At 32.0% G+C, this 26,282-nt stretch carries 25 protein-coding genes; 9 read left to right on the forward strand and 16 right to left on the reverse strand.

All coding sequences use genetic code 11. The features are described 5' to 3' along the window. Positions 1-237: 237 nt before the first annotated feature. Complete coding sequence (locus tag ACNQGD_RS10355) at positions 238-537, forward strand: hypothetical protein (protein WP_417997401.1); 300 nt, start codon at positions 238-240, stop codon at positions 535-537. A gap of 5 nt (positions 538-542) precedes the next feature. Here the strand turns inward: ACNQGD_RS10355 and uvrA are convergent, their stop codons facing one another. Next, positions 543-3,341, reverse strand: a complete 2,799-nt coding sequence (uvrA, locus tag ACNQGD_RS10360; protein ID WP_417999219.1) for an excinuclease ABC subunit UvrA — start codon at positions 3,339-3,341, stop codon at positions 543-545. Between the two features lie 486 nt (positions 3,342-3,827). On the opposite strand from uvrA, the gene ACNQGD_RS10365 reads away from it, so the two are divergent. After that, positions 3,828-4,412: an RNA polymerase sigma factor gene (locus ACNQGD_RS10365; RefSeq protein WP_282715214.1), complete on the forward strand. Its 585-nt coding sequence runs from the start codon at positions 3,828-3,830 to the stop codon at positions 4,410-4,412. Positions 4,413-4,715: 303 nt separating this feature from the next. Here the strand turns inward: ACNQGD_RS10365 and ACNQGD_RS10370 are convergent, their stop codons facing one another. Continuing rightward, positions 4,716-5,366, reverse strand: a complete 651-nt coding sequence (locus tag ACNQGD_RS10370) for an endonuclease III domain-containing protein (protein WP_417999220.1) — start codon at positions 5,364-5,366, stop codon at positions 4,716-4,718. A gap of 88 nt (positions 5,367-5,454) precedes the next feature. On the opposite strand from ACNQGD_RS10370, the gene bcp reads away from it, so the two are divergent. Then, positions 5,455-5,907 (forward strand): thioredoxin-dependent thiol peroxidase, encoded by a 453-nt coding sequence (gene bcp, locus ACNQGD_RS10375; RefSeq protein WP_417999221.1) that lies wholly within the window; start codon positions 5,455-5,457, stop codon positions 5,905-5,907. 221 nt (positions 5,908-6,128) lie between these two features. Here bcp and ACNQGD_RS10380 read toward each other — a convergent pair whose 3' ends face one another. Further along, positions 6,129-7,589: a TonB-dependent receptor gene (locus tag ACNQGD_RS10380; protein ID WP_417994499.1), complete on the reverse strand. Its 1,461-nt coding sequence runs from the start codon at positions 7,587-7,589 to the stop codon at positions 6,129-6,131. Positions 7,590-7,683: 94 nt separating this feature from the next. On the opposite strand from ACNQGD_RS10380, the gene ACNQGD_RS10385 reads away from it, so the two are divergent. The 3 genes from ACNQGD_RS10385 to ACNQGD_RS10395 are packed head-to-tail and all read left to right on the forward strand — an operon-like array spanning position 7,684 to position 9,409. Then, positions 7,684-8,448 carry an MBL fold metallo-hydrolase gene (locus ACNQGD_RS10385; RefSeq protein WP_417999222.1) on the forward strand — a complete coding sequence of 255 codons (765 nt, stop codon included), beginning with the start codon at positions 7,684-7,686 and terminating at the stop codon, positions 8,446-8,448. Between the two features lie 11 nt (positions 8,449-8,459). Then, positions 8,460-8,960 (forward strand): hypothetical protein, encoded by a 501-nt coding sequence (locus ACNQGD_RS10390; protein ID WP_417999223.1) that lies wholly within the window; start codon positions 8,460-8,462, stop codon positions 8,958-8,960. 2 nt (positions 8,961-8,962) lie between these two features. Beyond that, positions 8,963-9,409, forward strand: a complete 447-nt coding sequence (locus ACNQGD_RS10395) for a hypothetical protein (RefSeq protein WP_417999224.1) — start codon at positions 8,963-8,965, stop codon at positions 9,407-9,409. Between the two features lie 4 nt (positions 9,410-9,413). Here the strand turns inward: ACNQGD_RS10395 and ACNQGD_RS10400 are convergent, their stop codons facing one another. The 4 genes from ACNQGD_RS10400 to ACNQGD_RS10415 all read right to left on the reverse strand — a co-directional run bounded on the left by ACNQGD_RS10400 (position 9,414) and on the right by ACNQGD_RS10415 (position 13,846). Then, a complete protein-coding gene (locus ACNQGD_RS10400) occupies positions 9,414-10,061 on the reverse strand; it encodes an alpha/beta hydrolase (RefSeq protein WP_417994495.1) in 648 nt (215 codons plus the stop codon). Between the two features lie 134 nt (positions 10,062-10,195). After that, positions 10,196-10,540: a hypothetical protein gene (locus tag ACNQGD_RS10405; RefSeq protein WP_417999225.1), complete on the reverse strand. Its 345-nt coding sequence runs from the start codon at positions 10,538-10,540 to the stop codon at positions 10,196-10,198. A gap of 4 nt (positions 10,541-10,544) precedes the next feature. Next, the gene (locus tag ACNQGD_RS10410) at positions 10,545-11,798 is read right to left on the reverse strand and encodes a dihydroorotase (RefSeq protein ID WP_417999226.1); all 1,254 of its coding nucleotides are present in this window, start codon (positions 11,796-11,798) and stop codon (positions 10,545-10,547) included. A gap of 119 nt (positions 11,799-11,917) precedes the next feature. Further along, a complete protein-coding gene (locus tag ACNQGD_RS10415; protein WP_417999227.1) occupies positions 11,918-13,846 on the reverse strand; it encodes a BatA domain-containing protein in 1,929 nt (642 codons plus the stop codon). A gap of 182 nt (positions 13,847-14,028) precedes the next feature. Here ACNQGD_RS10415 and ACNQGD_RS10420 point away from each other — a divergent pair, with 182 nt between their 5' ends. After that, on the forward strand, positions 14,029-15,141 hold the full coding sequence (locus tag ACNQGD_RS10420; RefSeq protein ID WP_417999228.1) for a lactonase family protein: 1,113 nt from the start codon (positions 14,029-14,031) through the stop codon (positions 15,139-15,141). A gap of 135 nt (positions 15,142-15,276) precedes the next feature. Here ACNQGD_RS10420 and ACNQGD_RS10425 read toward each other — a convergent pair whose 3' ends face one another. From ACNQGD_RS10425 to ACNQGD_RS10460, 8 genes are all read right to left on the reverse strand, one after another. Beyond that, the gene (locus ACNQGD_RS10425; RefSeq protein ID WP_417999229.1) at positions 15,277-16,629 is read right to left on the reverse strand and encodes a DEAD/DEAH box helicase; all 1,353 of its coding nucleotides are present in this window, start codon (positions 16,627-16,629) and stop codon (positions 15,277-15,279) included. A 93-nt stretch (positions 16,630-16,722) separates the two neighbouring features. Beyond that, a complete protein-coding gene (locus tag ACNQGD_RS10430) occupies positions 16,723-17,085 on the reverse strand; it encodes a response regulator transcription factor (RefSeq protein ID WP_417994489.1) in 363 nt (120 codons plus the stop codon). A gap of 11 nt (positions 17,086-17,096) precedes the next feature. Then, a complete protein-coding gene (locus ACNQGD_RS10435; protein WP_417999230.1) occupies positions 17,097-19,124 on the reverse strand; it encodes a DUF4838 domain-containing protein in 2,028 nt (675 codons plus the stop codon). Between the two features lie 199 nt (positions 19,125-19,323). Next, positions 19,324-20,424: a YaiO family outer membrane beta-barrel protein gene (locus ACNQGD_RS10440; RefSeq protein ID WP_417999231.1), complete on the reverse strand. Its 1,101-nt coding sequence runs from the start codon at positions 20,422-20,424 to the stop codon at positions 19,324-19,326. A 164-nt stretch (positions 20,425-20,588) separates the two neighbouring features. After that, entirely contained in the window at positions 20,589-22,025 is a 1,437-nt protein-coding gene (locus ACNQGD_RS10445; RefSeq protein WP_417999232.1) for a glycosyltransferase family 2 protein, read from the reverse strand. Further along, entirely contained in the window at positions 22,022-23,227 is a 1,206-nt protein-coding gene (locus ACNQGD_RS10450) for a hypothetical protein (protein ID WP_417999233.1), read from the reverse strand. The genes ACNQGD_RS10445 and ACNQGD_RS10450 overlap by 4 nt, the downstream gene beginning before the upstream one ends. 132 nt (positions 23,228-23,359) lie before the next feature. Then, positions 23,360-24,124, reverse strand: coding sequence for a TIGR02757 family protein (locus tag ACNQGD_RS10455; RefSeq protein ID WP_417999234.1), 765 nt, complete (start codon positions 24,122-24,124; stop codon positions 23,360-23,362). A gap of 73 nt (positions 24,125-24,197) precedes the next feature. Beyond that, complete coding sequence (locus ACNQGD_RS10460; RefSeq protein ID WP_417997417.1) at positions 24,198-24,860, reverse strand: ABC transporter ATP-binding protein; 663 nt, start codon at positions 24,858-24,860, stop codon at positions 24,198-24,200. Positions 24,861-25,054: 194 nt separating this feature from the next. On the opposite strand from ACNQGD_RS10460, the gene msrA reads away from it, so the two are divergent. Further along, the gene (msrA, locus tag ACNQGD_RS10465) at positions 25,055-25,603 is read left to right on the forward strand and encodes a peptide-methionine (S)-S-oxide reductase MsrA (protein ID WP_417994896.1); all 549 of its coding nucleotides are present in this window, start codon (positions 25,055-25,057) and stop codon (positions 25,601-25,603) included. Between the two features lie 39 nt (positions 25,604-25,642). Beyond that, a complete protein-coding gene (locus tag ACNQGD_RS10470; RefSeq protein WP_417994897.1) occupies positions 25,643-25,939 on the forward strand; it encodes a hypothetical protein in 297 nt (98 codons plus the stop codon). Between the two features lie 12 nt (positions 25,940-25,951). Here ACNQGD_RS10470 and ACNQGD_RS10475 read toward each other — a convergent pair whose 3' ends face one another. Continuing rightward, positions 25,952-26,254, reverse strand: a complete 303-nt coding sequence (locus ACNQGD_RS10475; protein WP_417994898.1) for a DUF6787 family protein — start codon at positions 26,252-26,254, stop codon at positions 25,952-25,954. Positions 26,255-26,282 lie beyond the last annotated feature (28 nt).

The raw sequence follows: 26,282 nt of genomic DNA on the forward strand, positions 1-26,282 counted from the left end.
ACCGATATGTGAATATTATAACTTTAAATAATTATTGTGTAACTTTCAATGCATCTAAAAATATATATTTGTAGAGAAGTTTAATTGTGAAAGTTAATAGTCGTTTAATTGTTTTTGGATGGATCAAAAATCACTAAAAGTGGGTATTGTAAAAGTAAGGGACTATCCTTATTTTTGCAATTGTTATTTTTTTAAAAGACAATAATTAAACAGCTACAATAATTTACCCCAATGATTATGAAAAGCAATCCATACATTAACGAAGAAAGCTTACAAAAGTTCTCTAGTATCATAGCTAATAAAATCCACCATGGATTTACAATTATAGAAAAAAATGATACGTTGCCTTTTGCTGTTTTATCAAAAGGCAGGAAAGAAGTTGATCATGGGTTTAATTTTTTAATTTGTTGTATGACATTAGGAGTATGGTCAGTTGGCTGGATTTATTTGACGTATGTTTCTTCCAAAGAAAAAAATATTGTCATAGCAATTGATGAAGATGGTAATACATTTGAAGAAAAGTGTTATTCAGAATAGCATTTTCATAATTTTTCTTTTAGGTATTTCCCAGTAACGGAGTCTTTTATTTTTACAATTTGTTCGGGTGTTCCAACTGCTAATAATTTTCCGCCATTTTCTCCTCCCTCGGGACCTAAATCAATAATCCAGTCGGCACATTTGATAAGATCAAGGTTGTGCTCAATTACTAGTATCGAATGTCCTTTGTCTATCAATGCATCAAAAGAAGCCAATAATTTTTTGATATCATGAAAATGCAATCCCGTTGTGGGTTCGTCAAAAACAAATAAAGCTTTTTCTTTTGTGGCTCCTTTCACTAAGAATGATGCTAGTTTTATACGCTGTGCTTCTCCACCGGAAAGTGTAGAAGACGATTGCCCTAATTGTACATAACCCAAACCTACATCCTGTAAAGGCTGCAATTTCTGAGTGATTTTATTTTGTTTATTGGCGATAAAAAAGGCAATTGCATCATCTATAGTCATGGTTAGAATATCGTGAATATTTTTACCTTCAAAAGCTACTTCCAGCACTTCTTTCTTAAATCGTTTCCCATTACAGGTTTCACAAGGCAATTGCACATCTGCCATGAAAACCATTTCTACGTTTATAGAACCTTCTCCTTTGCAGGTTTCACATCTTCCACCATCAACATTAAAAGAGAAATGTTTGGCTTGATAGCCTCTTATTTTTGATAGTTTTTCTTTGGAATACAATTCCCGAATATCATCATACGCTTTAATATACGTCACAGGATTAGAACGCGAACTTCTCCCTATTGGGTTTTGGTCTACGTATTCAATATGTTTAATTTGCGAAAAAGAACCGGTTATTTCAGTGAACTGTCCCGCTTTTTCACCTGCATTTTCCAACTTTTTCTGCATCGCTGGAAAAAGGATTTTCTTTACCAATGTACTTTTTCCACTTCCAGAAACTCCGGTAATTACCGTTAATACATCCAGAGGAAAGGTTACATCTATATTTTGAAGATTGTTTTCTCGAGCTCCTTTTATTTCGATAAAATTCTTGAAAAGCCTACGTTTTTTGGGAACAGTAATTTCTAAGTCACCATTCAAATATTTAGCGGTAAGTGAAGTCGATTTTAGAATTTCATCATACGTGCCTTGGGCCACCAAATTACCTCCAAAAGTACCTGCTTCCGGTCCAATATCAATAATCATATCGGCCGCTTTCATGATATCCTCGTCATGCTCTACCACAATAACCGTATTTCCTAAATCTCTTAACGATAATAATACTTTTATCAGGCGTTCTGTATCTTTTGGGTGTAAACCAATGCTCGGCTCATCCAGGATATACATAGAACCCACTAAGCTGCTTCCAAGAGAAGTTGCTAAATTGATACGCTGCGATTCTCCTCCGGAAAGTGTTGCTGAATTCCTGTTTAATGTCAGATAGTCTAGTCCAACTTCGGTTAAAAAGGATAATCGATTATTGATTTCTACCAATAATCGTTTCGCTATTTGTTTTTCATAAATATCTAAATCAATATTTTCGAAAAAAGTGACTAAATGTTTAATAGGCAAATCAACTAAATCAGAAACTGTTTTGGAGTTAATTTTCACATACGAAGCTTCAATTCTCAAGCGTTTTCCTTTGCAAGAATGACATTTCGTTTTTCCTCTGTAACGAGAAAGCATCACTCTGTTTTGGATTTTATAATTTTTTTCTTCCAGTTCTTTGAAGAAATCATTCAATCCTTGAAAATAGGTATTTCCATTCCAGATTATTTCTTTTTGATCTTCAGATAATTGATAAAAAGGTTTATGGATTGGGAAATCAAATTTGTAAGCGTTATTTACTAATTCGTCTCGAAACCAACTCATACTTTCTCCTCTCCAAGGGAAAATTGCATTTTCAAAAACAGATAAAGTGGTATTTGGAACCACTAATTCGGCATCAATTCCTATAATATTGCCATACCCTTCACAAATGGGACATGCTCCGTATGGATTGTTAAAACTAAATAAATGTACGTTTGGTTCCAGAAATGTAATCCCGTCTAATTCGAAATTATTGGAATAGGAATACTTTTTATCGGAGCTTAATTCTTGTAAATGGCAAATTCCTTTTCCTTCAAAAAAAGCCGTTTGCACCGCATCAGCCAATCTATTGTAGAATTCTTCTTCTCCCGAAGTGTCGGGATTGACCACAATCCTATCAATAATGAGCTTTATGTCTTTATTATCTAAAGAATGTTGATCAATTTCGTCTAACCGAACCATTTCATTATTAACCAAAATCCTCGCAAAACCTTGTTGTAAAAGCACTTTTAGTTTGTCTACCAGTTTTCGTCCTTCTTCTAGATGAATAGGAGCAAGAAGAAGCCATTTGCTGTCTAGTTCGAAAGTTTTTACATCGGTAACTACATCAGTAACTGTATTTTTTTTGACTTCCCGATCAGAAATTGGCGAATACGTTCTTCCAATTCTGGCAAACAGCAATTTTATATAATCGTATATTTCCGTTGAAGTTCCTACTGTAGAACGGGCGTTTGTAGTATTCACCTTTTGTTCGATGGCAATCGCAGGAGCAATTCCTTTAATATATTCCACTTTTGGTTTGTCCAATCTTCCAAGAAATTGTCTTGCATAGGAAGACAAACTTTCTACGTAACGGCGCTGCCCTTCGGCATATAAAGTATCGAAAGCCAAGCTTGATTTTCCAGAACCCGAAAGCCCTGTGATAACCACTAATTTATTTCGGGGAATCGCAACATCTACATTTTTTAGGTTATGTACTTGTGCGCCTTTTATGATGATATTTTTCTTTGGATCTAATTTCGAAAAGTCAACTTGCATAAAAATGATAATTTTTACAAAAGTAATCAATTTTCAACTGACTAAAAGGGTTGAACAAGTCACAAATAATCATTAAAAAAGATTATAATTATTGTTAGTTGAAGTGCAGTTGTTTGTTGATTCTGTATTTTTGTATGTTTAAGTGAATCAGTATTTTATATAAAAAAAGTAATTTAAATGAGGCTTTTTAAAGTGTGTTCTGAAACAAGTCTTGCTTTCTTTTTTTAGTTTTATAATTCATTTTTGGAGAAAGACTCCTAATTGTTATTTGTCAGCATACTATTTTTATAGGAATGTGAAAAAAAGTAGAAAAATTTTAACAAATTTCAGTCTTGTTCTGTTAATTTTTATTAATTTTACTTGCATGTTAAAACAATAATTAGTTAAATTTGAAAACTTAACAGACTTAAATAAACACTAGCCTATAATAGAAAACTACTTTTTAGAGATATCTCTTATTTTATTTTAAAACTAAAAAGTATTATTATGGTTAATATTCAACTCCCTGATGCGTCATTAGTAAAGGATTATGTCGCAGGTAACGAGGATGCCTTAGCTAAATTAATAAAAAGGCACGAATCAAAAATTTATGGTTTTATTTATTCGAAAATCCCGGATAAAGACATTACTAACGATATTTTTCAAGATACTTTTATCAAAGTAATTAAAACTTTGAAATCAAACTCATACAATGAAGAAGGTAAATTCTTACCTTGGGTTATGCGTATATCCCATAATCTCGTTGTAGATCATTACAGGAAAACAAAAAAAATGCCCATGTTTAGAGAAACTGAAGAGTTCTCTATTTTTTCTATAATGTCAGATGATTGTCAAACGATAGAGAATAAAATAATTTCGGAACAAGTCGAAATGGATTTAAAGAAACTAATCGAAGGACTTCCGGCTGATCAAAAAGAGGTACTGGTGATGCGAATGTATCAGGATATGAGCTTCAAGGAAATTTCAGAATCGACGGGTGTTAGTATCAATACCGCTTTAGGCAGAATGCGTTATGCTTTGATGAATTTGAGAAAAGTGATTGACAAGCACCAAATTGTTTTGACCAATTAACATTATGTTTAAACTTGCTGCGTTGTAATACAAAGAAAAATATTTATTACTCTATGGCAAAAACTTACTCAAAAAAAGCATCAGTTTCAAAAAACAGGAAACCAAGAAAAGAAATAATTTCTTTCTTATTAAGCTATTCCAAAGCGTTGAGCATAATAAAAATAGAGAATAAAAGCTTCGAAATCATATCGAATTAAAATAGCCGAACTCCAATTATGGGAGGTGTTAAGTAGATCTAATTTGATTTTAAATTATTGAAAAACCCCAATGTTTTTTTTTAACATTGGGTGTTTTTTTTGAATATTATTTTTTATGATAGGAATCAATGACCGTTTTTCTTCCAATTGTTTTAGTGATAATGTCTTTGTCTAAATCCCAAGCACGAGCCTGAGAATATTGCCTCCCGTACCATATAATCTGGAGGTGTAAATCATTCCAAATTTCTTCAGGAAAAATTCGTTTTGCATCTTTCTCTGTTTGAACAACATTTTTCCCGTTTGTTAAATTCCATCGGTACATCAATCTATGAATGTGAGTGTCAACAGGAAAAGCAGGCACTCCAAAGGCTTGCGACATTACAACACTTGCCGTTTTATGTCCTACCGCAGGTAATTCCTCTAAAAATTCAAAACTTTGGGGTACTTTTCCACCATGTTTGTCAATTAAAATATGGGATAAACCATGAATTCCTTTTGACTTCATTGGCGATAAGCCGCAAGGACGAATGATTTCCTTAATTTCCTCAACAGACATTTTTATCATATCGTATGGATTGTCAGCCTTAGCAAAAAGTAACGGTGTAATTTGGTTCACGCGAACATCAGTACATTGTGCCGAAAGTAAAACAGCAATCAATAAAGTATAAGGATCCTTATGGTCTAAAGGAACCGGAATGGTTGGGTACAACTCTTTTAACGTATTTATAACAAACGTTACACGTTCTTGTTTATTCATTATTCATTAAATTTGATTGGTAAAGAAAAACAATTTCGATGGCAATAGCAAAATTCAATTTCAATTCAAATAAATAAAAATATAAATAATGACAACATTAAAAAAAGGAGATAAAGCACCTAGTTTTTCTGGTCTGGACCAAGACGGAAAATCACATCAATTAGCAGATTATGCAGGTAAAAAATTAGTCGTTTTCTTTTATCCAAAAGCAAATACGCCAGGTTGTACAGCGGAAGCTTGTGATTTAAGAGACAATTTCGAACGATTTCAAGCTAATAATTATGAGCTGCTTGGTGTAAGTGCAGATGCCCAAAAAGCACAAGCTAAATTCAAAGAAAAATTTGATTTTCCATTTCCGTTACTTGCTGATGAAGATAAATCTGTAATTGAAGCATTTGGAGTTTGGGGACCAAAAAAATTCATGGGAAAAGAATACGATGGCATTCACAGAACCACATTTGTAATTGATGAAAAAGGAATTATTGAGGACGTGATTTCAGATGTGAAAACGAAAGTTCATGCCGCTCAGATATTAAAGTAAGTGTTCAGTAATCAGTTTTTAGTGATCAGTTGCTACAATTGTAAATAAGTATACAAAAACTGAAATCAAATTTTATAAACAAAATAAAATCCAGAGTTGAGGTTTAAATGACCTCAATTCTGGACTTTGTTATAATTTAAATCTAAATTTCACTACTGATTCGGGTAGTTACTAGTGTACTAGAAGCTGATCAATAAAAACTGATTACTGATCACTTTTTACTAAATACTTTCCTTCAAAACTTTATTTGGGTCATACCCAAAAAGGCGGTGCTCTTTTATTATTTCAGCAATACCAGTAGGAAGCATTGTTTCCCAACCCGGTTTTCCACTATTAATCATATTTAAAACTTCACGAGAGAAAACTTCTAAAATAGAAGGGTCATAATCATCGATATCAACTACTTTTCCGTTGAATTTAAAGAATTTGTATAATTCCTTCATTCTAGGATGTACTTTTAAGTTTTCTGATGTGATGATTTCTCCATCTTCTCCAATCATTGGATATAAGAAAACTTTCATATCGCGATAGAATAATTTTCCAAACGCTTCCAGAATTCCACCGCTTAAATGACGGTAATATTTCTCGTCAAAAATATCTATTAAATTATTCACGCCCATGGCTAATCCCATTCTGGCTTTTGTATAATTAGCAAAATACTCGACCACTTTATAGTATTCCTGGAAGTTTGAAATCATTACTGTTTGTCCAAGAGAACACAATAATTCTGCCCTATCCATAAAGTCTCTTTCATCAATTTCACCATCAGAACGTAAGTTTGATAATGTAATTTCAAAGACTACCAGTGTGTTTTCGGCATTTACCTTATTCTCATTCAGGAACATTTTTAATGATTTTTCATACATGTCCATATTCACTTTTGTAACGGGACGAAAACTACCTCTAAAAGCAAGAATGTTTTTCTTGTATAAAATTGCTGCAGGAAGAATGTTTTTACCTTCAGGATTAAACATTACTGCATCAGTCATTCCGTTTTTTACTAATTGTAAACTCATCAAACGATTGTCAACATCAGCAAAACGCGGTCCTGAGAAATTTATAGTGTCTATTTCTAATTGATCTTTATCTAAGTGATCGTATAAATAGCGCAACAATCGTTTAGGATCGTTGTATTTATAATATGCTCCATAAATTAAGTTTACACCAAGAATACCAAGCGTTTCTTGTTGCAAGCGAACATCAGTTTCTTTAAATCGAATGTGAATGATAATTTCGTTATAATCCTCATCCGGTTCAATTTGATAACTAATTCCAACCCAACCATGTCCTTTGAATTGTTTTGCAAAGTCAATAGTAGCTACTGTATTGGCATAACTAAAAAACATTTTGTTAGGATGTTTTTCTCTGCTCAATCTTTTTTCTATCAGATTTACTTCATGGGAAAGCATTTTTTTAAGTCGGCTTTCGGTTACGTAACGGCCATCTTCTTCGATACCATAAACGGCATCACTAAAGTCTTTGTCATAGGCTGACATTGCTTTTGCAATTGTACCTGAAGAACCGCCAGATCTAAAAAAATGTCTTACAGTTTCCTGTCCAGCTCCAATCTCTGCAAAAGTTCCGTATATATTTTCATTCAAATTAATACGAAGGGCTTTGTCTTTAATTGAAGGGATTTGTTCGATGATTTTGTCACCTTTTAATTTTATTTCTGTATCCATTTTCTTTTAATATGGCTAATATGTTGCAAAGTTAATGAAATAGGTTTCTAATGAAAGATAATTAACCCTATTTTTGTAAATAAAAGCAATAAAATTGAAGGTATATTTTTTAGGAACTGGCACATCACAAGGGATTCCTGTTATTGGGAGCAATCATCCAGTATGTAAAAGCACTGATTTTAAAGATAAAAGATTAAGAGTTTCCGTTTGGATTTCTTGGGGAAACCATTCTTTTGTAATCGATTGCGGACCTGATTTCAGGCAGCAAATGCTTTCTTCAAATTGTCAAAAAGTAGATGGGATTCTCTTTACTCACGAACATGCTGACCATACAGCGGGAATAGATGATATTCGTCCGTTTAATTTTAAGCAGGGAGAAATTCCAATTTATGCACATAAAAGGGTTATCGATAATTTGAGAAGACGGTTTGACTATGTTTTTGAAACGGTAAATAAATACCCGGGTGCTCCATCTATTACAACTATTGAAGTCGTTAATAATGAGCCATTTTCCTTTGGAAATAAAACAGTGATTCCTATTAATGTAATGCATGGAAATCTTCAGGTTTTTGGGTATAGAATTGATGATTTTGCCTATTTAACGGACGTGAAAACCATTGAGAAAAGCGAAATTGAAAAATTAAAAAACTTAAAAGTATTGGTAATAAATGCTTTACGGGAAGAACCTCATGATACGCATTTCAATTTGAAAGAAGCATTAGATTTTATAACTTTGGTCCAGCCAAAAAAAACATATCTGACACACATTAGTCATATTATGGGATATCATGAAGAGGTTCAAAAAAACCTTCCTTCAACTGTTTTCCTTGCATACGACAATTTAGAAATTACATTATAATTCAATTCACAATGAAACAATCATTATTCCTTTATCTCACTATTTTAGCGGTACTTTCTTCAATTTTCACTTATATGTTTCTGAGTAAAGAAGTCACTTTTGAACAAAATAGATATAAAAAGACAACAGCCAAGTTAAGAGACAGTATCAGTTTAGTTTCGAATCAATTGGCTGATGCGAACTATTTTTCTTTAGCTAAAAATGAAAATGCGCAAAATTATTTTGATTCAGGAAGTTCAGACAAAATAATTCAATACGAGAAATTAATTCCTGTTGTTACGGAGAAACTATTGGATTACAACTCCAACCCCAAAGGAAATCCTTACACAGGGCAAGATCAAATTGGAACAAATAAATTTATTGTCAATAAAGTTAGAATCCTAAACCACAGATGGATTATAGCGGACTTTAGTGATGGTGAAATTTGGGGAGAGGTTTTATTAAAATATTTTGTAAATGCTGATGACAGTATTTCTTTTGAAGTAAATCAATCTTTATTATTTCAGAAGTAAGTATGAAAAAAGTATTGTTGTTTTCGGTAATTATTATTGTTGCTTTTTCTTGTGCAAAGCAAATGGATCAAAAAAAGGTATCCAAGAGTACAATTCTAAAAGAAGATAAGTCACAATTAGCGGGCGGAGATTTGGATGAACACGGTTGTAAAGCTTCTGCAGGTTATACTTGGTCTGTGTTGCGAAAGGAGTGTATCCGAGTTTTTGAAATCGGAACTCGATTAAATCATTACGAGCAAAGTGGAAAAACTGCAACTACATCAGCTTTTGTGATTTTTGAAGCTAATAATGAAAATAAAGCAGAATTGTTTTTGGATACCCAAGAGGAATCAATTATTTTAGAACGAAAATCCGAAGGCCAACCATGGGTTAAGGATGATTGGCAATTGATTCCTTGGAAAGGCTATGTGTTGAAAAAAGCCGATGAAATTAAATATATGGGACAATAATTAGTTAGTTGTTTTCTAACCAATTTTTAAAGTCATAAAAATTTTGAGGTGCTACTCCGTGACCAATTGGATATTCCTTATACGTTACATTTATTCCTGAATTTTCTAGTATTGCTGGGGTTTTTCTGGCCCATTCTACTGGAATGACCTGATCTACTGTTCCGTGTGAAGCAAATATTTTTAGGTTAGTAAAGTTATTTGTAAGATAATCATCAGCCACAATCTCTAAATTTAAATAGCCACTCATAGCCACCACTTTTTGAACTTTTTCTGGATAAGAAAGTGCTACTGCATAACTTAAAATCGAACCTTGGCTGAAGCCAACTAAAGCAAGTTGTGCTTCATCGATCGGATAACTAGCAATTAACTCATCAATAAATCCAGCAATTAAATCCCTTGAAACTTTGGCTTGTTCGTGGTCAGAGAATTTGTTTTCGTCTGCATCAAAGTTTATTGCATACCAAGCATAACTGCCGTATTGTAAGTCATAAGGCGCACGTGCTGAGATAATATAATATTCCTGTGGAAGCTCACTAGCAAATGAAAACAAATCTTCTTCATTGCTGCCGTATCCGTGTAATAAAAGGATAAGAGGGTTTTTGTCTAATTTTATTTTAGGTTCTCGTATTTTATATTCTAAAGATAGTTTCATAGTTAGTGTTCAGTGATGAGTTCTTAGTAATCAGTTTTTAGTTTTCAAAAATTCTGCATTTAAAAAAAAACAGTCTCAGTTTTTGGTTTTTTAGTTCTGCAATTAAAAATCGTTAATCAACAATTTTCAATCAATTAAGAGATGTTTTTAAGCCATTTTTGATAATAATTTCCCAATAAAGGAACTGGTTTTGTTTCTCCTTTTATAGCACTAGTAATGCCATAAGACCACAAAACAAAAACGAAAATCCACATTGGAGCAGAAATCATCAAGCTGTCAAAATTGCTGATGATTAATCCCAATGATATAAAAGTTAATGTGAGTCCCAGTCCTTGACGAATGTGAAAGGAAGCAAATGCATTTTTATCTTCAGAGTTCATAGACATCGCTATAAACACACCAATTCCTAAAATATAGCTAGTGATGGCGGCAGTTTTTCCAGACTCTGAGTTATTATTATTATTATTATTATTATTCATTTTTCTATGCTAAAATTAATTTTCCTTGATTCATAACTCCGTACACTTTCCCTTTTGTTTCTGTTTCAAAAAACGCTGAGTTTTTTGATTTGGATAAAATGGATGATTTTGTGAAAATGCTATTCGGTTCCGGATTAAATAAGGTGATATTTGCTTTAACACCTTCATTTATGACTTGGATATCGATACCGAATGTAGGTTTTCCAGCAGTCAATTTATCTATTACGGTTTCCAATGGCAATACGGTCATCAAAGCACCAAAAGAACTTTCTAATCCAATCGTTCCATTTTTGGCACCATCAAATTCCATTTTCTTGTGTTCAATGTCTATCGGATTATGGTCGGATGTAATCATATCAATCGTCCCGTCTTTTATCCCTTTCAACAGTGCTTTTCTATCGGTTTCAGTTCTAAGTGGTGGCGAAACTTTATAACGGGTATCAAAACCTTCCAGTTTATCATCTGTTAACACTAAATGATGTACAGCCACGCTACAGGTTACATTTAGCCCATTGGCTTTAGCATCTTTGATTAATTGAACTGATTTTTTAGTCGAAATTGTCGGAATGTGTAGTTTTCCTCCGGTATATTCTAGCAGAAATAAATTTCTTGCGATTTGTAATTCTTCGGCAAGATTTGGAATTCCTTTCAAACCTAATCGGGTAGAAATGATGCCTTCATTTGCCACTCCGTTTCCTTTTATATTTTCGTCTTGGCAGAAAGCAAGAATTAATCCATCAAAATCCTGAACGTATTGTAAGGCAATTTTCAGCAAATTAGCATTATCTAAACTTTTATTATAATCTCCAAAAGCAACTGCTCCCGCTTTTTTCATATCATACAATTCAGCCATGTCTTTTCCTGCACTTTCTTTGCTCAAAGCGCCAATAGGATACAATTGTGTTGCAAATCCTTGTGCTTTATTCAAAACAAAATTGACTTGGGATTGATTGTCAATACTAGGGAAGGAGTTGGGTTGTAATGCGATTGCGGTAAAACCACTTTTGGCAGCTACATTAAGTCCGTTCGAAATGGTTTCTCGGTCTTCAAAACCAGGTTCTCCCAAAGAAACGCTGCTGTCAAACCAGCCTTGTGAAACATGTAAATTGTCAAGTTGTACTTCCTCTGCTTTATCTGGATTTGGAAGTGATGTTCCAATTTTTTTTATAAAACCATCAACAATTAAAATATCTGCAGTCTTATTATGAAAGGGACTTTTCAAATCGATAATTTTGGCGTCTCTGATGATTAATTTCATGTGTAGATAAGATTTATTTTTTAATGGAATATGGAATTCGCATAGTTGTGTTAACTTTTATGACCAAATTACGGTCATGCTCATTTCATATTAATTTTTAATTATTGGACTTTAGTTAATTACTTTACGAATCGTATAATTGCCATTTCAGTTATTAGAAATAACAGTGCAAAGATAACAAACCATTTCCAAATTTGATTATCAGTTCTATCAGTTTGTAAAGTGTTAAATAGCGATTGGATTGATTCGATTGTTTTATAGTCAGAAAGAACATTCTCATTGGGTAAAGCCAAATCACTTTCGGTTCTGTTGTAATTGAAACTGATGTTTTCAATCCATTCTTTTTTATTGTAAATGCTGAAATTCCCTGCTTGTTCAGGATAATCATTGAAAGTCATTTTGACTTTATTATTCAGAATTTGTTGGATAGGAATAAATTGTTCGTCCAAGCCTTTTACCGTTAAAATAGCGTCTTTGTTTAGCGATGCTTCTGTCAAATGTGGGTTGTTATTTCCTATTATCAAAGCATTTACGCCATTGTTTTGATTGTTCATCGCCATCTTGTAAAATGTAGGCACAATTAATGGAGATTGCTGAAAATTCGAATTTTCGATATTGATAGGAGCCGCAAAAATAGCAACTGCTGAAACCGAATTCGCTATCGAAGTCAAGAAAACACTTTGGTCTTCATAAGACAAAGCAGCGGGACTAGAGCTGGATAATGCAAATGAACTTTTTGTTTTTGGATATTGAAAATTAGTCACTTTATTTTCAAAAACAGTATGGAATATAGGATGATTGAAGTTGATTTTAGTAATCAGTTTTTCTCTGTTTTCTAAAGAATTGAATGTAATTTTTCCAAAATTTGATACAAAAGAATTCATATTTGTAATGGAACTTGTCGCCGAAGGAATTACAATTAAATTGCCCCCTTTTTCTACAAAAGATTTCAAAGTGGTCGCCAAAGCCTGCGGGATTTCATCCAATTCATTTAAAACAATCGCATCTTGTTCTTCCAGTTTATTATAATCTAATGCACTTAAAGTAAAATTGCTAAAATTGAATTCTTCACTGGTGTAAATTCGGGAAAGGAAGTTGCTTTTTGCCGGCTCTCCAATGCTGATAATATTGGTTTTCTTCGTTTTAGAAATACTAAAATACAAGGTGTTGTCATAAGTCAATCCATTGTCAACTATAGAAAAATAGCCATGAAAAGCTTGTTTCGGAATCGTAAAATTGAGATTTTTTTTCTTTGTATCTAATGTTACTATCGTCTTTGCAATGAGTTTATTTTCATTGAATAACGAAATAGGAATCGGGCTGAAATCATCTCCATAACTGGATATTTGAACGCTAATCTCATAAAAATTTTCTAATGTTTTATTAATAAAAACGCTGTCAATAGAAACATTATTTTTTTGTTCTGCTTTTGGAATTATAAATAATGACGAATCAGTTGCATCACTATTTTTTAGTTGTTTTTCATTAAGACCAACGGCATCGGTAATGATAACGATATCTTTTTTAAAAGCCGATTTATGCGCTTTTATTTTTGCCATTATATTATCCAATTGGAACGGAGTTGCGCTGTATTTTAGATTTTGCAAAGCACCACGAACCGATTTTATATCTGTGTTCCAATAATTTTCAGAATTGGTAAGCAAAGAAAAATTCACCTCTTCCGGAGTTTCTTCAAGCAGTTCCTGAACAGCTCGTTTTAGTAATTCACCTTTTTTACCTTTGGCTTGCATGCTAAAAGAATTGTCTAAAATAATATACAATTCGTTGTTTGCATTTTTACTGTCTTTTGACTCAAAAAAAGGTTGTGCAAATGCGATAATAATAAAAGTTAGTAGCAATAAACGAGAGGCTAGAAGCAACCATTTCTTGATTTTAGAGCTTTTTCGGGTTTGAATCGAAAGTGCTTTTAAGAAACGAACATTGGTGAAATATTCTTTTTTGAAACGGCGTAATTGAAATAAATGAACCAAAATTGGAACAATCAACAAGAACAGAAAGTATAAAGTTTCGGGATGTTTAAAATGCATTCTGAGGTTGAGTTTACTTCATTGGATTTTATTTTCAATGGAGTTCATTGAATTTTGTGAGTCAAAAATACAAATTTGTTGACAGTTTTAGATGAAGTTGTTATAATTTTTCTAGGGAATAAACAATTGACAGTCATTATGGATATAATGTGTATTTTAGCTTTTCAATAAAATTTATAAACATGAAAAAATCGTTTGTTGTTGTTCTATTAATTTTCATTTTTACAAGTGTTCAGGCACAAAAAAATAAATTCAATTTACTGATTGGAACCTACACTCAAAGTTGTGACAGTAAAGGAATTTATGTATATGATTTTGATTCAAAAACAGGTGATTTCAGTTTTAAAAATGCAACTGAAAAAGTTATAAATCCGAGTTATTTAACGGTTTCAAAAGAGAATAATTTTATTTATTCCGTAAATGAGTTTGGTGCTGAGAGTACAGTAAGTTCATTTAGTTACAATCCATCAAGCGGAAAATTAGACTTAATTAATAAGCAAAGTTCAAAAGGTGCTGATCCTTGTTACATTATAAACGATGACAAAAATGTAATTGTTGCCAACTATTCTGGCGGAAATATCTCTGTTTTTGAGAAAAATAACGACGGAAGTCTAGCTAAAGCGAAGCAAGTAATTCAACATTATGGTAAAGGAATTAATGTGCAAAGACAAGAAGGTCCGCACGTACACATGGTTCATTTTTCTCCAGATAAAAAGTTTGTTTTGTCTAATGATTTAGGCAATGACAAAGTATATACGTATGCCTATAATCCTAATGCTGCAAGTACTGTTTTAGAATTAAAAGATAGCATTTCAGTGAAATCTGGAAGTGGACCAAGACATTTGACGTTCAGTAAAGACGGTAAATTTGTTTACCTATTACAAGAACTTGATGGCGCTTTAACGGTATTTAGTTATTCAAACGGAATATTGAAAAAGATTGACGAAACGACTATTTTAGAAAAAGATTTCAAAGGAAATTTTAGCTCTGCGGATATTCATATTTCGCCTGACGGGAAGTTTTTATATACGTCTAATCGCGGTGAAGCTAATAACATTACAATTTTTAAAATTCTAAAAAACGGAAAATTACAATTGAAAGGACAAAGCAGTACTTTAGGAAAAGGACCTAGAAATTTTGCGATAGATCCAACGGGAAATTTTCTTCTGGTAGCACATCAATATACTAATGATATAGTGATTTTTAAAAGAAATAAAACGACTGGAGCACTTACTGATACTGGAAAAAGAATTGCTTTGTGTTCTCCGGTTTGCTTGGTTTTTACAAAGAATTAAACTTGGAAATTCCATAAAATTCACAAAAAAAAAAGGTTGAAAAATGATTTCCATTTTCAACCTTTTTATTATTTGTTTTTGTTTTTATCTTTTGCCCCTGATGGACAAAAAAAATCAGGATTTAGAAACTGATCACTATTTGTTCTTGTCTTTTCTCTTTTTGTCTCTAGTTTTTAGCATATTTCTATTGACAGAACCGTGCGTTTTTTTCTTGGTTACACCTGGTCCACCTAAATTGACTTTCTTATTCTTTTTACTTTTCTCTTGAAAAGCACCATCACCGTCAAGTTTCTGTTTTTTCATCATAAACTTAATCGGTTGTCTGTCTTTTTCAGGTTCGATTAATTTTGATGAAACTTCTACTGTTTCTGGGAAAGCTTCGATAGCTAATTCCATGTTCATCAGTACTTCTATTTCGACTTTAGACTCTTCTTCACGAGGTGCGATAAAACTTATTGCGGTTCCTGTTGCATCTGCACGACCGGTTCTACCAATTCTGTGCATATACAATTCCGGCATTTCAGGCATTTCGAAATTGATAACATGAGTAATATTGGAAATATCCAAACCTCTTGCCATAATATCTGTAGTAATTAAACCACGTAAATTTCCTTCTTGGAAAGAAGCCATTGTACTCAAACGATAATTTTGCGATTTATTCGAGTGAATTACGCCAAATTGTCCTTCAAAATCTTCTTCGATACGTTCGTGAACCATATCTGAAATCTTCTTATTATTGACAAAAACCAAAACACGACTCATGTCTTCGTTATTGTGCAATAGGTATTTTAGAAGATTTATTTTAGTATTGAAATTAGGAGCATTATAGGCAATTTGTTTGATGTTTTCCAATGGCGTTCCTGATGCCGAAAGCGTAACTTCTTCGGGATAATCAAAATAGTCATTCAAAATAGCATCTACTTCATCCGTCATAGTTGCCGAAAAAAGTATGTTTTGACGTTTTTTTGGCATCATAGCCAAAATAGCTGTCAATTGGGTACGAAAACCCAAATTAAGCATTTCGTCAAACTCATCGATTACTAGCTTTTGCATTTCTTCAAAACGGATCACATTGTCCAGCGTTAAATCCATGATTCTTCCTGGAGTTCCCACTAGTATGTCGCAGCCTTTATAAACGGTTGTTTTCTGAGTATTAATGTTGACACCTCCAAAAATCCCAACAGTACGAACTGACATGTATTTTGTCAATTTTTCTACTTCTTCCACTACTTGTACGACAAGCTCACGCGTAGGAACCAGAATAACTATTTTCGGAGTATGTCCCGGAGTGAATTTATATAATTTTAATAACGGCAATAAATAGGCAAATGTTTTACCAGTACCGGTTTGTGCAATTCCCATCATATCTCTTCCAGACATTATCACAGAAAAAGTTTTTTCCTGGATGGGAGTTGGAGAAGTAAATCCTAAATCATCTATTGCTTTTTGCACAGATTTAGGAAGATTGAATTGTTCGAAAGTACTCATTTGCTTAAATTTTGTGCAAAGATACGTTTTTTATGAGGATACTGACATTAGGGAAACGTATTGTTGTTTTTCGGCTAATTTTCAGCACAACTTTTAAACAAAACGTTTAACTCTTAAAACTAATTCGATAGGATTAAATGGTTTGGCTATAAAATCATCCACACCTAATTTGAAACCTTCAATAACTGTTAAATCTTCCTTACCTAAAGCCGAAACTATAATCACTGGAATGCTAGGGTAGTTTTTTTTAGAATAGGCAGTAATTTCCAGTCCTGATTTATAAGGCATCATAATATCGGTGATAATTAAATCAGGTTGAAGAATCCCTATTTGATCGATTCCATCATTTCCATCTATGGATATATACGTTTCATATCCTTCTTTTTTTAAAATAAAATCTAGGATTTTAATGATTAAATTGTCGTCTTCTATTATTAATATTTTTTTCTGGCTCATTTTAAGTGTTTTTATTTATTGTAGAGTTCAATCTCATCAATCATTATCATTGGTTTTTTTTGTTTTCGCTTTCGCCAAATTGGTAAATGATCTTGATTATCAATTAGTAGCTTTATTTTATCAAACTTACTAAAGTTTTTACTGTTGATCTCTATCTGCTCTGTTTTAATAACAAAATTTTCTGTTAAATTTCCCATAATTTTTTCTGTAATCAGCAACCATTCTTTATTGTTAAAACCATAAATAGAAATTTTCTTAGGTTTAAAAATCCAATGTCTTTGATTGTCAAGAAAATTTATTTTTATTTGATTAAAATTCAGTTTGTTGGTGATTAATTCTATCTCAGGATTAATTCCATACCACCCAATCCAGTTGATGTTGTAATCTTTATAACCTTTAATTCCATCCATTAAGCCGTAGCTTCCTTTTCCTGTAAATTCTTCTGCGGGTAATGTCAGGAAATTAACTTTTAATTTTTCTCCAAGATGATTTGTGGTGTCTTTGGCTATTTCGAGCCATTCTTGGTAATACTGCTCTGGAGATAAACCACCCTCACTTAATTCATAGATTCCCATTTCAGAGCAATTTTTAGTAAAATTTTGAACTCTTTCTGTTATCCCTTTTCTTATTTCTTTTTGGCCTTTTTCATTAACCATAAACATACCATGTTGATCCTTGCCATAAAATTTTGATTGCTCAAAAAACACATATTCTAAGGCTAAGCGTAATTTTTTAATTCTCGACTCTAATATAGGGTCTTGCTCAACCGCATGTGCAGCTTCATTGATCAAAGAGTCGTATTGATCCATTGCTTTCGGTGATAAAAATGTATTTCTGCTTTGAACCGGACCTGAATAGAGGTCTAAATATGAATTAGATTTTTGTTGATTTTCGGCTAAAAGATTTAAATACATTCTAATATGAGGTGCTGCTTTACCGTAAAAGCCTCTTAGAAAATCATCTGTGGTAACTTCAATATCAATGTCAGTATTCCATAATAATTTAGCCAAAAGATATTGTCTTAATTCTGTAAAATCACCGGGAACATCAGCATATCCTTGTACAAATAATCCTTTTACGTTATTTTTTTTAAAGAATTTATAGTTGTCTGAAAATGTATGAATGTTAGGAAAAGGAGATAAGTAGTTTGAAAATTGCACTGTATAATCCCATAAATATAAATGAGATGTAGTTTTGTTCCAATCTTGCAATGTTTTTCTAAAAGATGTACTGTAAGTATCGTCCACGATAGCTTTTCCTCTATTTAATTCAATTGGGCAAAACAGGGTGTATATATTTGGCTGTAATTTTAAATTTATCGGGGGCTTAAATGTATGGAGATATGCTAAAGTTACTATTTTTGTTTTTGGGAAATGTACTGCAATTTTGCTTAAAAAATGATAAAGAGAGCCTTGAGGACCACCATATTTATTGTTTATAGATTTACATTTTTGACATTCACAATAGATTACATCATCATTTTGACTTACAGAATAGAATGGAGCATTTGGGTTTTGCGCAATCACTTTCTGCATTTTTTGTATTACTAAATCCACCACATTGTCATTAGTCATACAAAGGGATTCGCTGTTTCGGTTTCCTTCATACCATGCAAAAAAAGTGGGATTCTTTTTGAAATATTCTAGAGGTGGTAAAAATTTACTAAACGAATGTCCCCAAACGCTAAAGTCTTCTATATGCCAATCCAGTTTATGCCAATCTCTGAAATTTTCATCGTAAGCATCTGGATATAATAATGCGCGATACTCAAAAGAAGGTTTGTGAGATTGCTTTGTATTTTTTGGAAATGCTACTGCATCTAATTTTGGAATGTAAGTTTCTTTAGCAGTGAATTTTCTAAATCCCCAGGTTTCTAATAAGGTATAAACGGCATAGCGTAACAATTTTTCATTTGGAGCAATCAAAAAAATATCAGTTGCATTGCTTTTAATTATAAAATTATTATCAGTATTTAACTTTGATATACTGAGATGAATTTTTGAGTTTTTTTCAATTGAATTATTTTCATTTTGAATCAAAAATGAATTAGAAAAAGACTGATCTAAATACGATTTTAGCACTATTGCAGCAGGTCTTGCTTTCTCGGTTTCAATAGTGATCGAGTTTTCGTTACTTGTTTTATTCGTAATAACAATATCAGATTGAGCCATCATTTTGAAGCTTAAAAGAAAGAGGATAAATACTATTCTATTTAAATTCAATTTTTTATAAAACATTTTAGAATTTATATTGGAACATTAAAGATATTTCTAATTCGTTTTGTTTTAAGTTTGGAGCGTATTCCTGATTATTAAATGTTGTTTGAATTCCTGTTAGATAGTGATTATTGAATAATTTGTAATATCCCACACCAATTCTATAGGAATTGAGACTTACTCTTTGTTCAAATTGACCTATAGTTGTTCTCTCATCTGGTGATGTTCCATACCCTGCATCTAATGAAATATAATCATATTTTGTGTCAAAATAATATCTGGTTGTCAATGCAAATGAGGGATGGTAGTCGTTGTCATTATTTTGTAGGTAGGATCTAAAATTTATCCAATAGGAACCTATGTATTTACCAACTCCTAAAACAATTATTTTAGTTTCAGTATTTTGTGATTTAATGTATCGAAATCCTAAATCAGCTTCCCAACCCTTTTTGAAATTTTGATAAAAAGAATATCCCACTCTTAACTTTGGGAAAACCAGATCTGGACTGTAAGCTATACTTGCATAAGAATAATTGTTTTTTCCTGTAAAAAAATAGGATTCAGCTTCAAATTGTTTGCCTTGTGCAATACTTATTCCAGTGGATAATCTATTGGCATAATTAATTCGACCTATTAAAGAACCCCAGCCACGTTCTCTAATATATTGTATACTTCCCAAATGCCAAGGACCGTAACCCTTTCTGTTGAATGTTGTATAACTATAATTAACGCCCAACCTGTCAGATTTTATTTTTGATTCCAGAAGAAAAAGACTTTGTTTAATTTCGGGGTCGTTAGGGTATTTTACTTGTAAAGATTGTGTGTAGGTGAATTCTTTCTGCGTTTCTTTCTGTACTTGATAAAGCACTATTTTCTTTTTCTGAAAATCTCTATTTTCAGGGTGTATTTGAATGGCCTGATCTATTGTTTTTTCGGCCTCTAAGTAGTCTTCTTTTTCTAATTCTATGTTTATTAGATAGTTGAAGGCATCTTCGTTAGAGTTGGTTTTTTTGATAAAATAGTTATAATAGTAGGTCGCACTATCTTTATTTTTTAATAAATCGTGGTTGCGTCCTAATAGTAAATAATAATCAAGATAATTTGGGGCTATTTTTTTAGCCATTAATGCTCGTTGAATATTTTTCGCATAATTTTTTTCATTCTGCATGTCTTTTATAATTACTGTTAAAAGACTATCAGTATCAATTTTTTGTGCGTTTATTTTTTGACTTGAAAAAATAAAAATAAAAATAAAAAAACCGACTATATTTAAAATTTTGCTATTCCTCATGATATTTGCTTTTGCTCCATTGTGAATCCTTTACGTACCATTACTCCCCATTTTTGTTCCTTTTGTCTTAGAAAGTGCCAGTAGCCCTTTAAGGAAGCGAAAACATTGAGCGGATGAAAGACAAATGGCTCAATGAAAATCATTACTATTAAAATTAAGACCTCTTTAATACCAGTATAGTGCTTATAGATTAGTTGATCTAAGAATACAGAAATCAGAGTTATACTGATGTAAAATAGATATACAAAAGCACTGCCAATCAATAAAAATTCATAATTAATGCTGAAAAATAACAAATCAATTGTTAAGACAATTAATCCTAAAATTTCTAAAATTGGAACTGCAAATTCATAAAGCAAATAATAAGGAAAAATGATAAGGCCTGTTTTGCCGTATTTTGGATTTAAAAAAACATCTTTATGTAAATATAATGTTTGAACTAATCCTCTGGCCCAACGCACTCTTTGCCTAAGGAATATAGTCATGCTGGCAGGTACTTCAGTCCAACAAAGCGATTCTGGGATATATATTATTAAGAATTTTTCTTTTTTCTGATGCATCAGTTTTCTCATTCGAGTGATGAGTTCCATATCTTCACCTAGTGATTTATGCCAATACCCGCCAGCTTCAATGACTGTTTCTTTATCGAACATTCCTAAGCCGCCAGAAACTAATAGTAAACCATTGATTTTACTCCAAGCCATTCTTCCAAATAGGAATGAACGGATGTATTCTAGTTCTTGAAAACGAGCAAAAAAATTATCAGGGAAATGCGATTTAAAAAGCATTCCATCTTTAAACTCACATGAATTTGAAATTCGTATTGCAGCCCCAGTCGCTATTACTTTCTCGGTATTTTCAATAAAGGGTTTGGCAAGCATTGAAATAGTATCCTTTCTTAAAATACAATCTACATCGGTACAGATGAATAAAGAGTATTTAGCAGAATTGATACCTGCATTTGATCCGTCGGCCTTACTTTTTCCATTTTTTTTGTCTACAACTAAAAGTTTCGAGTAAATAGGATTCGTTGACTTATAATGTCCTCTTACGGGTTGTGTTGGTATTTTTTCTTGATAAAAAAAATCCACTTTAACTAAATTAAACTCTCTAATTAATATTTCTAGAGTAGCATCAGTACTTCCGTCATTAACAATAACTACTTCAAATTTCGGGTATTCTTGAAAAAGCAATGATTTAACGTTGTATACAATTGTAGTTGCTTCATTAAATGCTGGAGCAACTATTGAAACGCCAACAGTGTGATTTGATTTAACCAATATTTCTTTAAGTAAGAAATACTTAGATTTATAATACTTTTTTATAGCTGTCCAAGATAATATAGCCAGTAATAAATAAAATATAATATAACTAATGGAATAATAAGCAATGAAGGTTTCGTAGGTTTTAATAATGTTTTGTAGGGTGCTCAATTTAAATAGGGGTTATTTACATGTAAAAAAATTCTTTTTATAATTTCATTTTCTAATACATCTTCTGTTTTGTAAGTATTAAAAAAACTAGCATCAATTTTATAAATACAATTAACAATTTCGAATTTTAGTTCTAAATCCGCTTCTTTTAAAAGAATGCTTAAAGCAAAATTTTTGGTGTCAGTATCACCAATGGCACCCATCGTTTTTAAAATAGAAATTTTACTTCGTTTATCGGTTTCTTTTGGATAATGATTTATTAAAAGTTCGTTTGCTTCGATAATGTATAACTTTCGAATGACTAAGTAGGTTTCTCTTCGCACCTTACTACTAATACTATTTATAAGATGACTTATTTGATCAATTGTTAACGTTTCTCTATATCGAATCATTAATTTAATAGCTAGTATTACTACTGAGCTATTTTTGTTATGAAGCCATTCATTGATATTTTTAGGTAAAGCTGACTTTTTTTGATGAATTATATCAAGGATTTTAAGCTCATCTGCGTATGATATTTGTTTTTCATAATTACTTAAAAAATCAAATTTTTGATCAGAAAGAGAAATTACCGCAATCAATGCATTCGATTTTAGAAATTTATTTTTTACATATATATTAGGTCTTATATGTCCTGTTTTTATTTTATACTCTAATATTTGATAATGGTATATTCCTAATAATTTGTTTTCCCAGCTTCTACTTTTAATCAGTTTATCGCTATATTCGTGAAATCCAAAATATTTGTAAATTAACAGCATTTGATGCGGATTAATTCCGTTAATATTTCTTTTAATAGTAATGATTTTATTTAGAATAATACCTTTACACCATTTTTTTTTAAAAGGAACGTTTTTTATAAATAGTTTTATCTGTTCTTTTATATATTTAGCATCATAATCAGAAAATATAATTTCAGTAAGGAAATCATTTATTTTAATATCAACTTCATTTTTTATAATTATTTTTTTTTCAAAACCATAGCGATTTACAATCAATAATAGTACTAAAGAAATAATTACAATTAGTAGAAAAGGTATGACGATGTATTTAAGCAAGTCAAAAGAGAACTCCGCTTTTAAAAATGAATAATTAAAGGTCAAAAAATCATTTTTAATGTTTGTATCAGTATCTAGTTTTTTAAACAAAAACGCAATAATATTGGGAATGTCTCTAAACAAATTATAGAAGTAATTGGTCATGCTTTTATCTAATTAAACCTCAAATTAAACGATTTGAGTATCGTGAATGAAATGTTATACTTTCTAATAAATCGAGTGCTTATAAGACTCAATAAATATATGTATAAAATACAAATTATCTATGTGTTAAATTTAAAATTTTTCAAAAACACCTAATCCAAATAATGCGAAGTCATATTTCACTGGATCACTTGCATCAAATTCACGAAGTTTTAAATCTAATTCGGCTAATGCTTTTCCATCATTTTGTTTTCGGGTCAGTAGTCCTAATTTTCGGGCTACGTTACCGGAATGCACATCTAAGGGACAGGATAAAGAGGCTGGAGAAATACTTTTCCAGATTCCTAAATCGACGCCTTTCGCATCTTTGCGTACCATCCAGCGTAAATACATATTGATTCTCTTGGCCGCAGAATTATTCAACGGATCCGAAATATGTTTTTGTGTTCTAGGTTGATGGGGAATTTCGAAGAACGTTTTTTTGAATTCCGAGATGCTTTTTTGCATAGTTTTTAATTCTTGATTTTTAGCATATACGGATTCTAAGCCATTATGGTTCTCATAGATATTTTTTAGGCTTCTGATAAAACTGGCAAAATCCTGTCCGTTAAAAGTTCTATGAACAAAAGTTTCTAGTCGTTCCAAATCATTTTCGGAATGTGACATGACAAAATCATAAGGCGCATTTCCCATTAAATCCATCATTTTATGAGAATTTTTGATGATCATTTTACGATTTCCCCACGCTATTGTTGCACTTAGAAAGCCAGCAATCTCGACATCTTCTTTTTGTGAAAACAAATGCGGAATTTGGACTGGATCACTTTCTATGAATTCGAGTGTGTTGTATTGTATGACTTTTTCGTCAAGAAACGATTTGAGTTCGGAAGAATTCATTTTTATTTAAAGTTTAATGTTTAAAGTGGTTTGTCGTTTCAAATGAACTTTAAACCTGAAACTTCAACCTTTTTTAGTTGCTAATCATTCCATCAATCATTACTAATTTTCTATCGGCCATATTCGCTAATTCTTCATTATGGGTAACAATCACAAAAGTTTGTCCCAATTCGTCTCTTAATTTAAAGAAAAGCTGATGCAAATTTTCAGCAGATGCAGTATCGAGATTTCCCGAAGGCTCATCGGCAAAAATGATTGCGGGTTTATTGATTAGCGCTCTGGCAACTGCCACACGTTGCTGTTCCCCGCCGGAAAGTTCATTGGGTTTGTGGTTCATGCGGTGGGAAAGACCAAGATAAGTCAGGAGTTTTTCGGCTTCTATTTCTGTTTCCACTTTGGATTTATTGGCAATAAAAGCGGGAATGCATACATTTTCTAACGCCGTAAATTCAGGTAATAATTGATGAAATTGGAATATGAATCCTAAATTTAAATTTCTGAATTTGGACAAGTTTTTGTCGTTCATTGTCAGAATATCTTCATCGTTGATGCGCAATTCTATTCCGTTTTCAGCAGTAGGTTTGTCTAAAGTTCCAAGGATTTGTAAAAGTGTTGTTTTTCCGGCTCCCGATGCACCCACGATAGAGACAATTTCCCCTTTTTTAATATGTAAATCAACTCCTTTCAACACATGTAGTTGATCGTAATATTTATGTAGATTTTTGACTTGTATCATTTTGAAACTGTTTTTACAAAGAAACAAAGATTTTAATCATTATTAAATGGTTGACACTATATTTTCCTTTCACAAATTATAAATTTTAGTTAATAGGGAATAACCACTTTCAATTAATAGATTAAATTTGGTTTTTAAATTATTCGATGTAATAATCTAAAATCATATTTTTTGTAAACAAAAAAAACGAATAAATGGAAATGGAACAAGGAATGGAAGTAGCTACTTTTGCCGGCGGTTGTTTTTGGTGTACCGAAGCAGTTTTTTTAGAATTGAATGGAGTGAAAACAGTGGTTTCGGGATATATAGGCGGAGCGACAACTAATCCAACTTACGCAGCCATTTGCAATGGCGATACCGGTCACGCAGAGGCGATTCAAATTACTTTTGATTCTAGTAAAATAAGTTTTGGTGAACTGTTGGAAATATTTTTTGCCACGCATGATCCCACTACTTTGAACCGTCAAGGAAATGATATTGGGACACAATACCGAAGCGAAATTTTTTATAATAATGAAAATCAGAAAGATTTAGCCGAAGCGTATATTGCTTTGATGACTAGAGAAAACACGTTTGGAGAACCAATTGTTACCGTAGTTTCGCCAGCGACATTATTTTATGAAGCTGAGGATTATCATCAGAATTATTACAATCAAAATAAATTGCAGGGATATTGCAGTTATGTAATTACGCCAAAAGTTGAAAAATTGAAGAAAATTTTCAAAGATAAGCTCAAAAATTAATTGGCATTAGATTTGTATAAATAGTTCTAAAACAGAATAATGGAAAAAGTGCAAATTGGCAAAACAGATAACAAAAGAAGAAATCTTTTTCTGGGGATATTATTTGATGCGATAGGTATGGTATCGTTTACGGTTCCATTCGTCGGAGAATTCTCTGATGTGGTTTGGGCTCCCATTGCCGGTTATTTAATGACAACAATGTATAAAGGAACGGTTGGGAAAGTGGGTGGAGTCGTTACTTTTCTGGAAGAGATCTTGCCATTTTCGGATATTATCCCCACATTTACCTTGACATGGATTTATAATTATTGGATAAAAAACAAAAACGCTTCGTAATTGAGGCGTTTTTTATTCTTTAAAAAAAAATCCGAATCCCATTCGTTTTAGCATCTTTTTTTCGAATGCCCAAAAGAATTTAAATTGCCCGAATAGAAATCCGATTAAGACTAAAAGTACTTGGTATATTGGAAAAATCAATAATAATCGGACAGGAGTGAACCAATAGCCTAAGTCATCTTTTGTAATTCCCAACCAAAAACAAAAGGGCTTTGATAGCCAGGCTGAAGCCGAACCGGTAATTGCAAAAACGATAAATATGATTGTGAGTTGAAAATTTGTTTCAATTCCCCAACGTTGTTTTAGTTTATTCATTTTTATTATAATGATTACAAATATAGTA

It is taken from the genome of Flavobacterium glucosi (assembly GCF_048286535.1).
In the GTDB taxonomy this organism is placed as follows: domain Bacteria; phylum Bacteroidota; class Bacteroidia; order Flavobacteriales; family Flavobacteriaceae; genus Flavobacterium.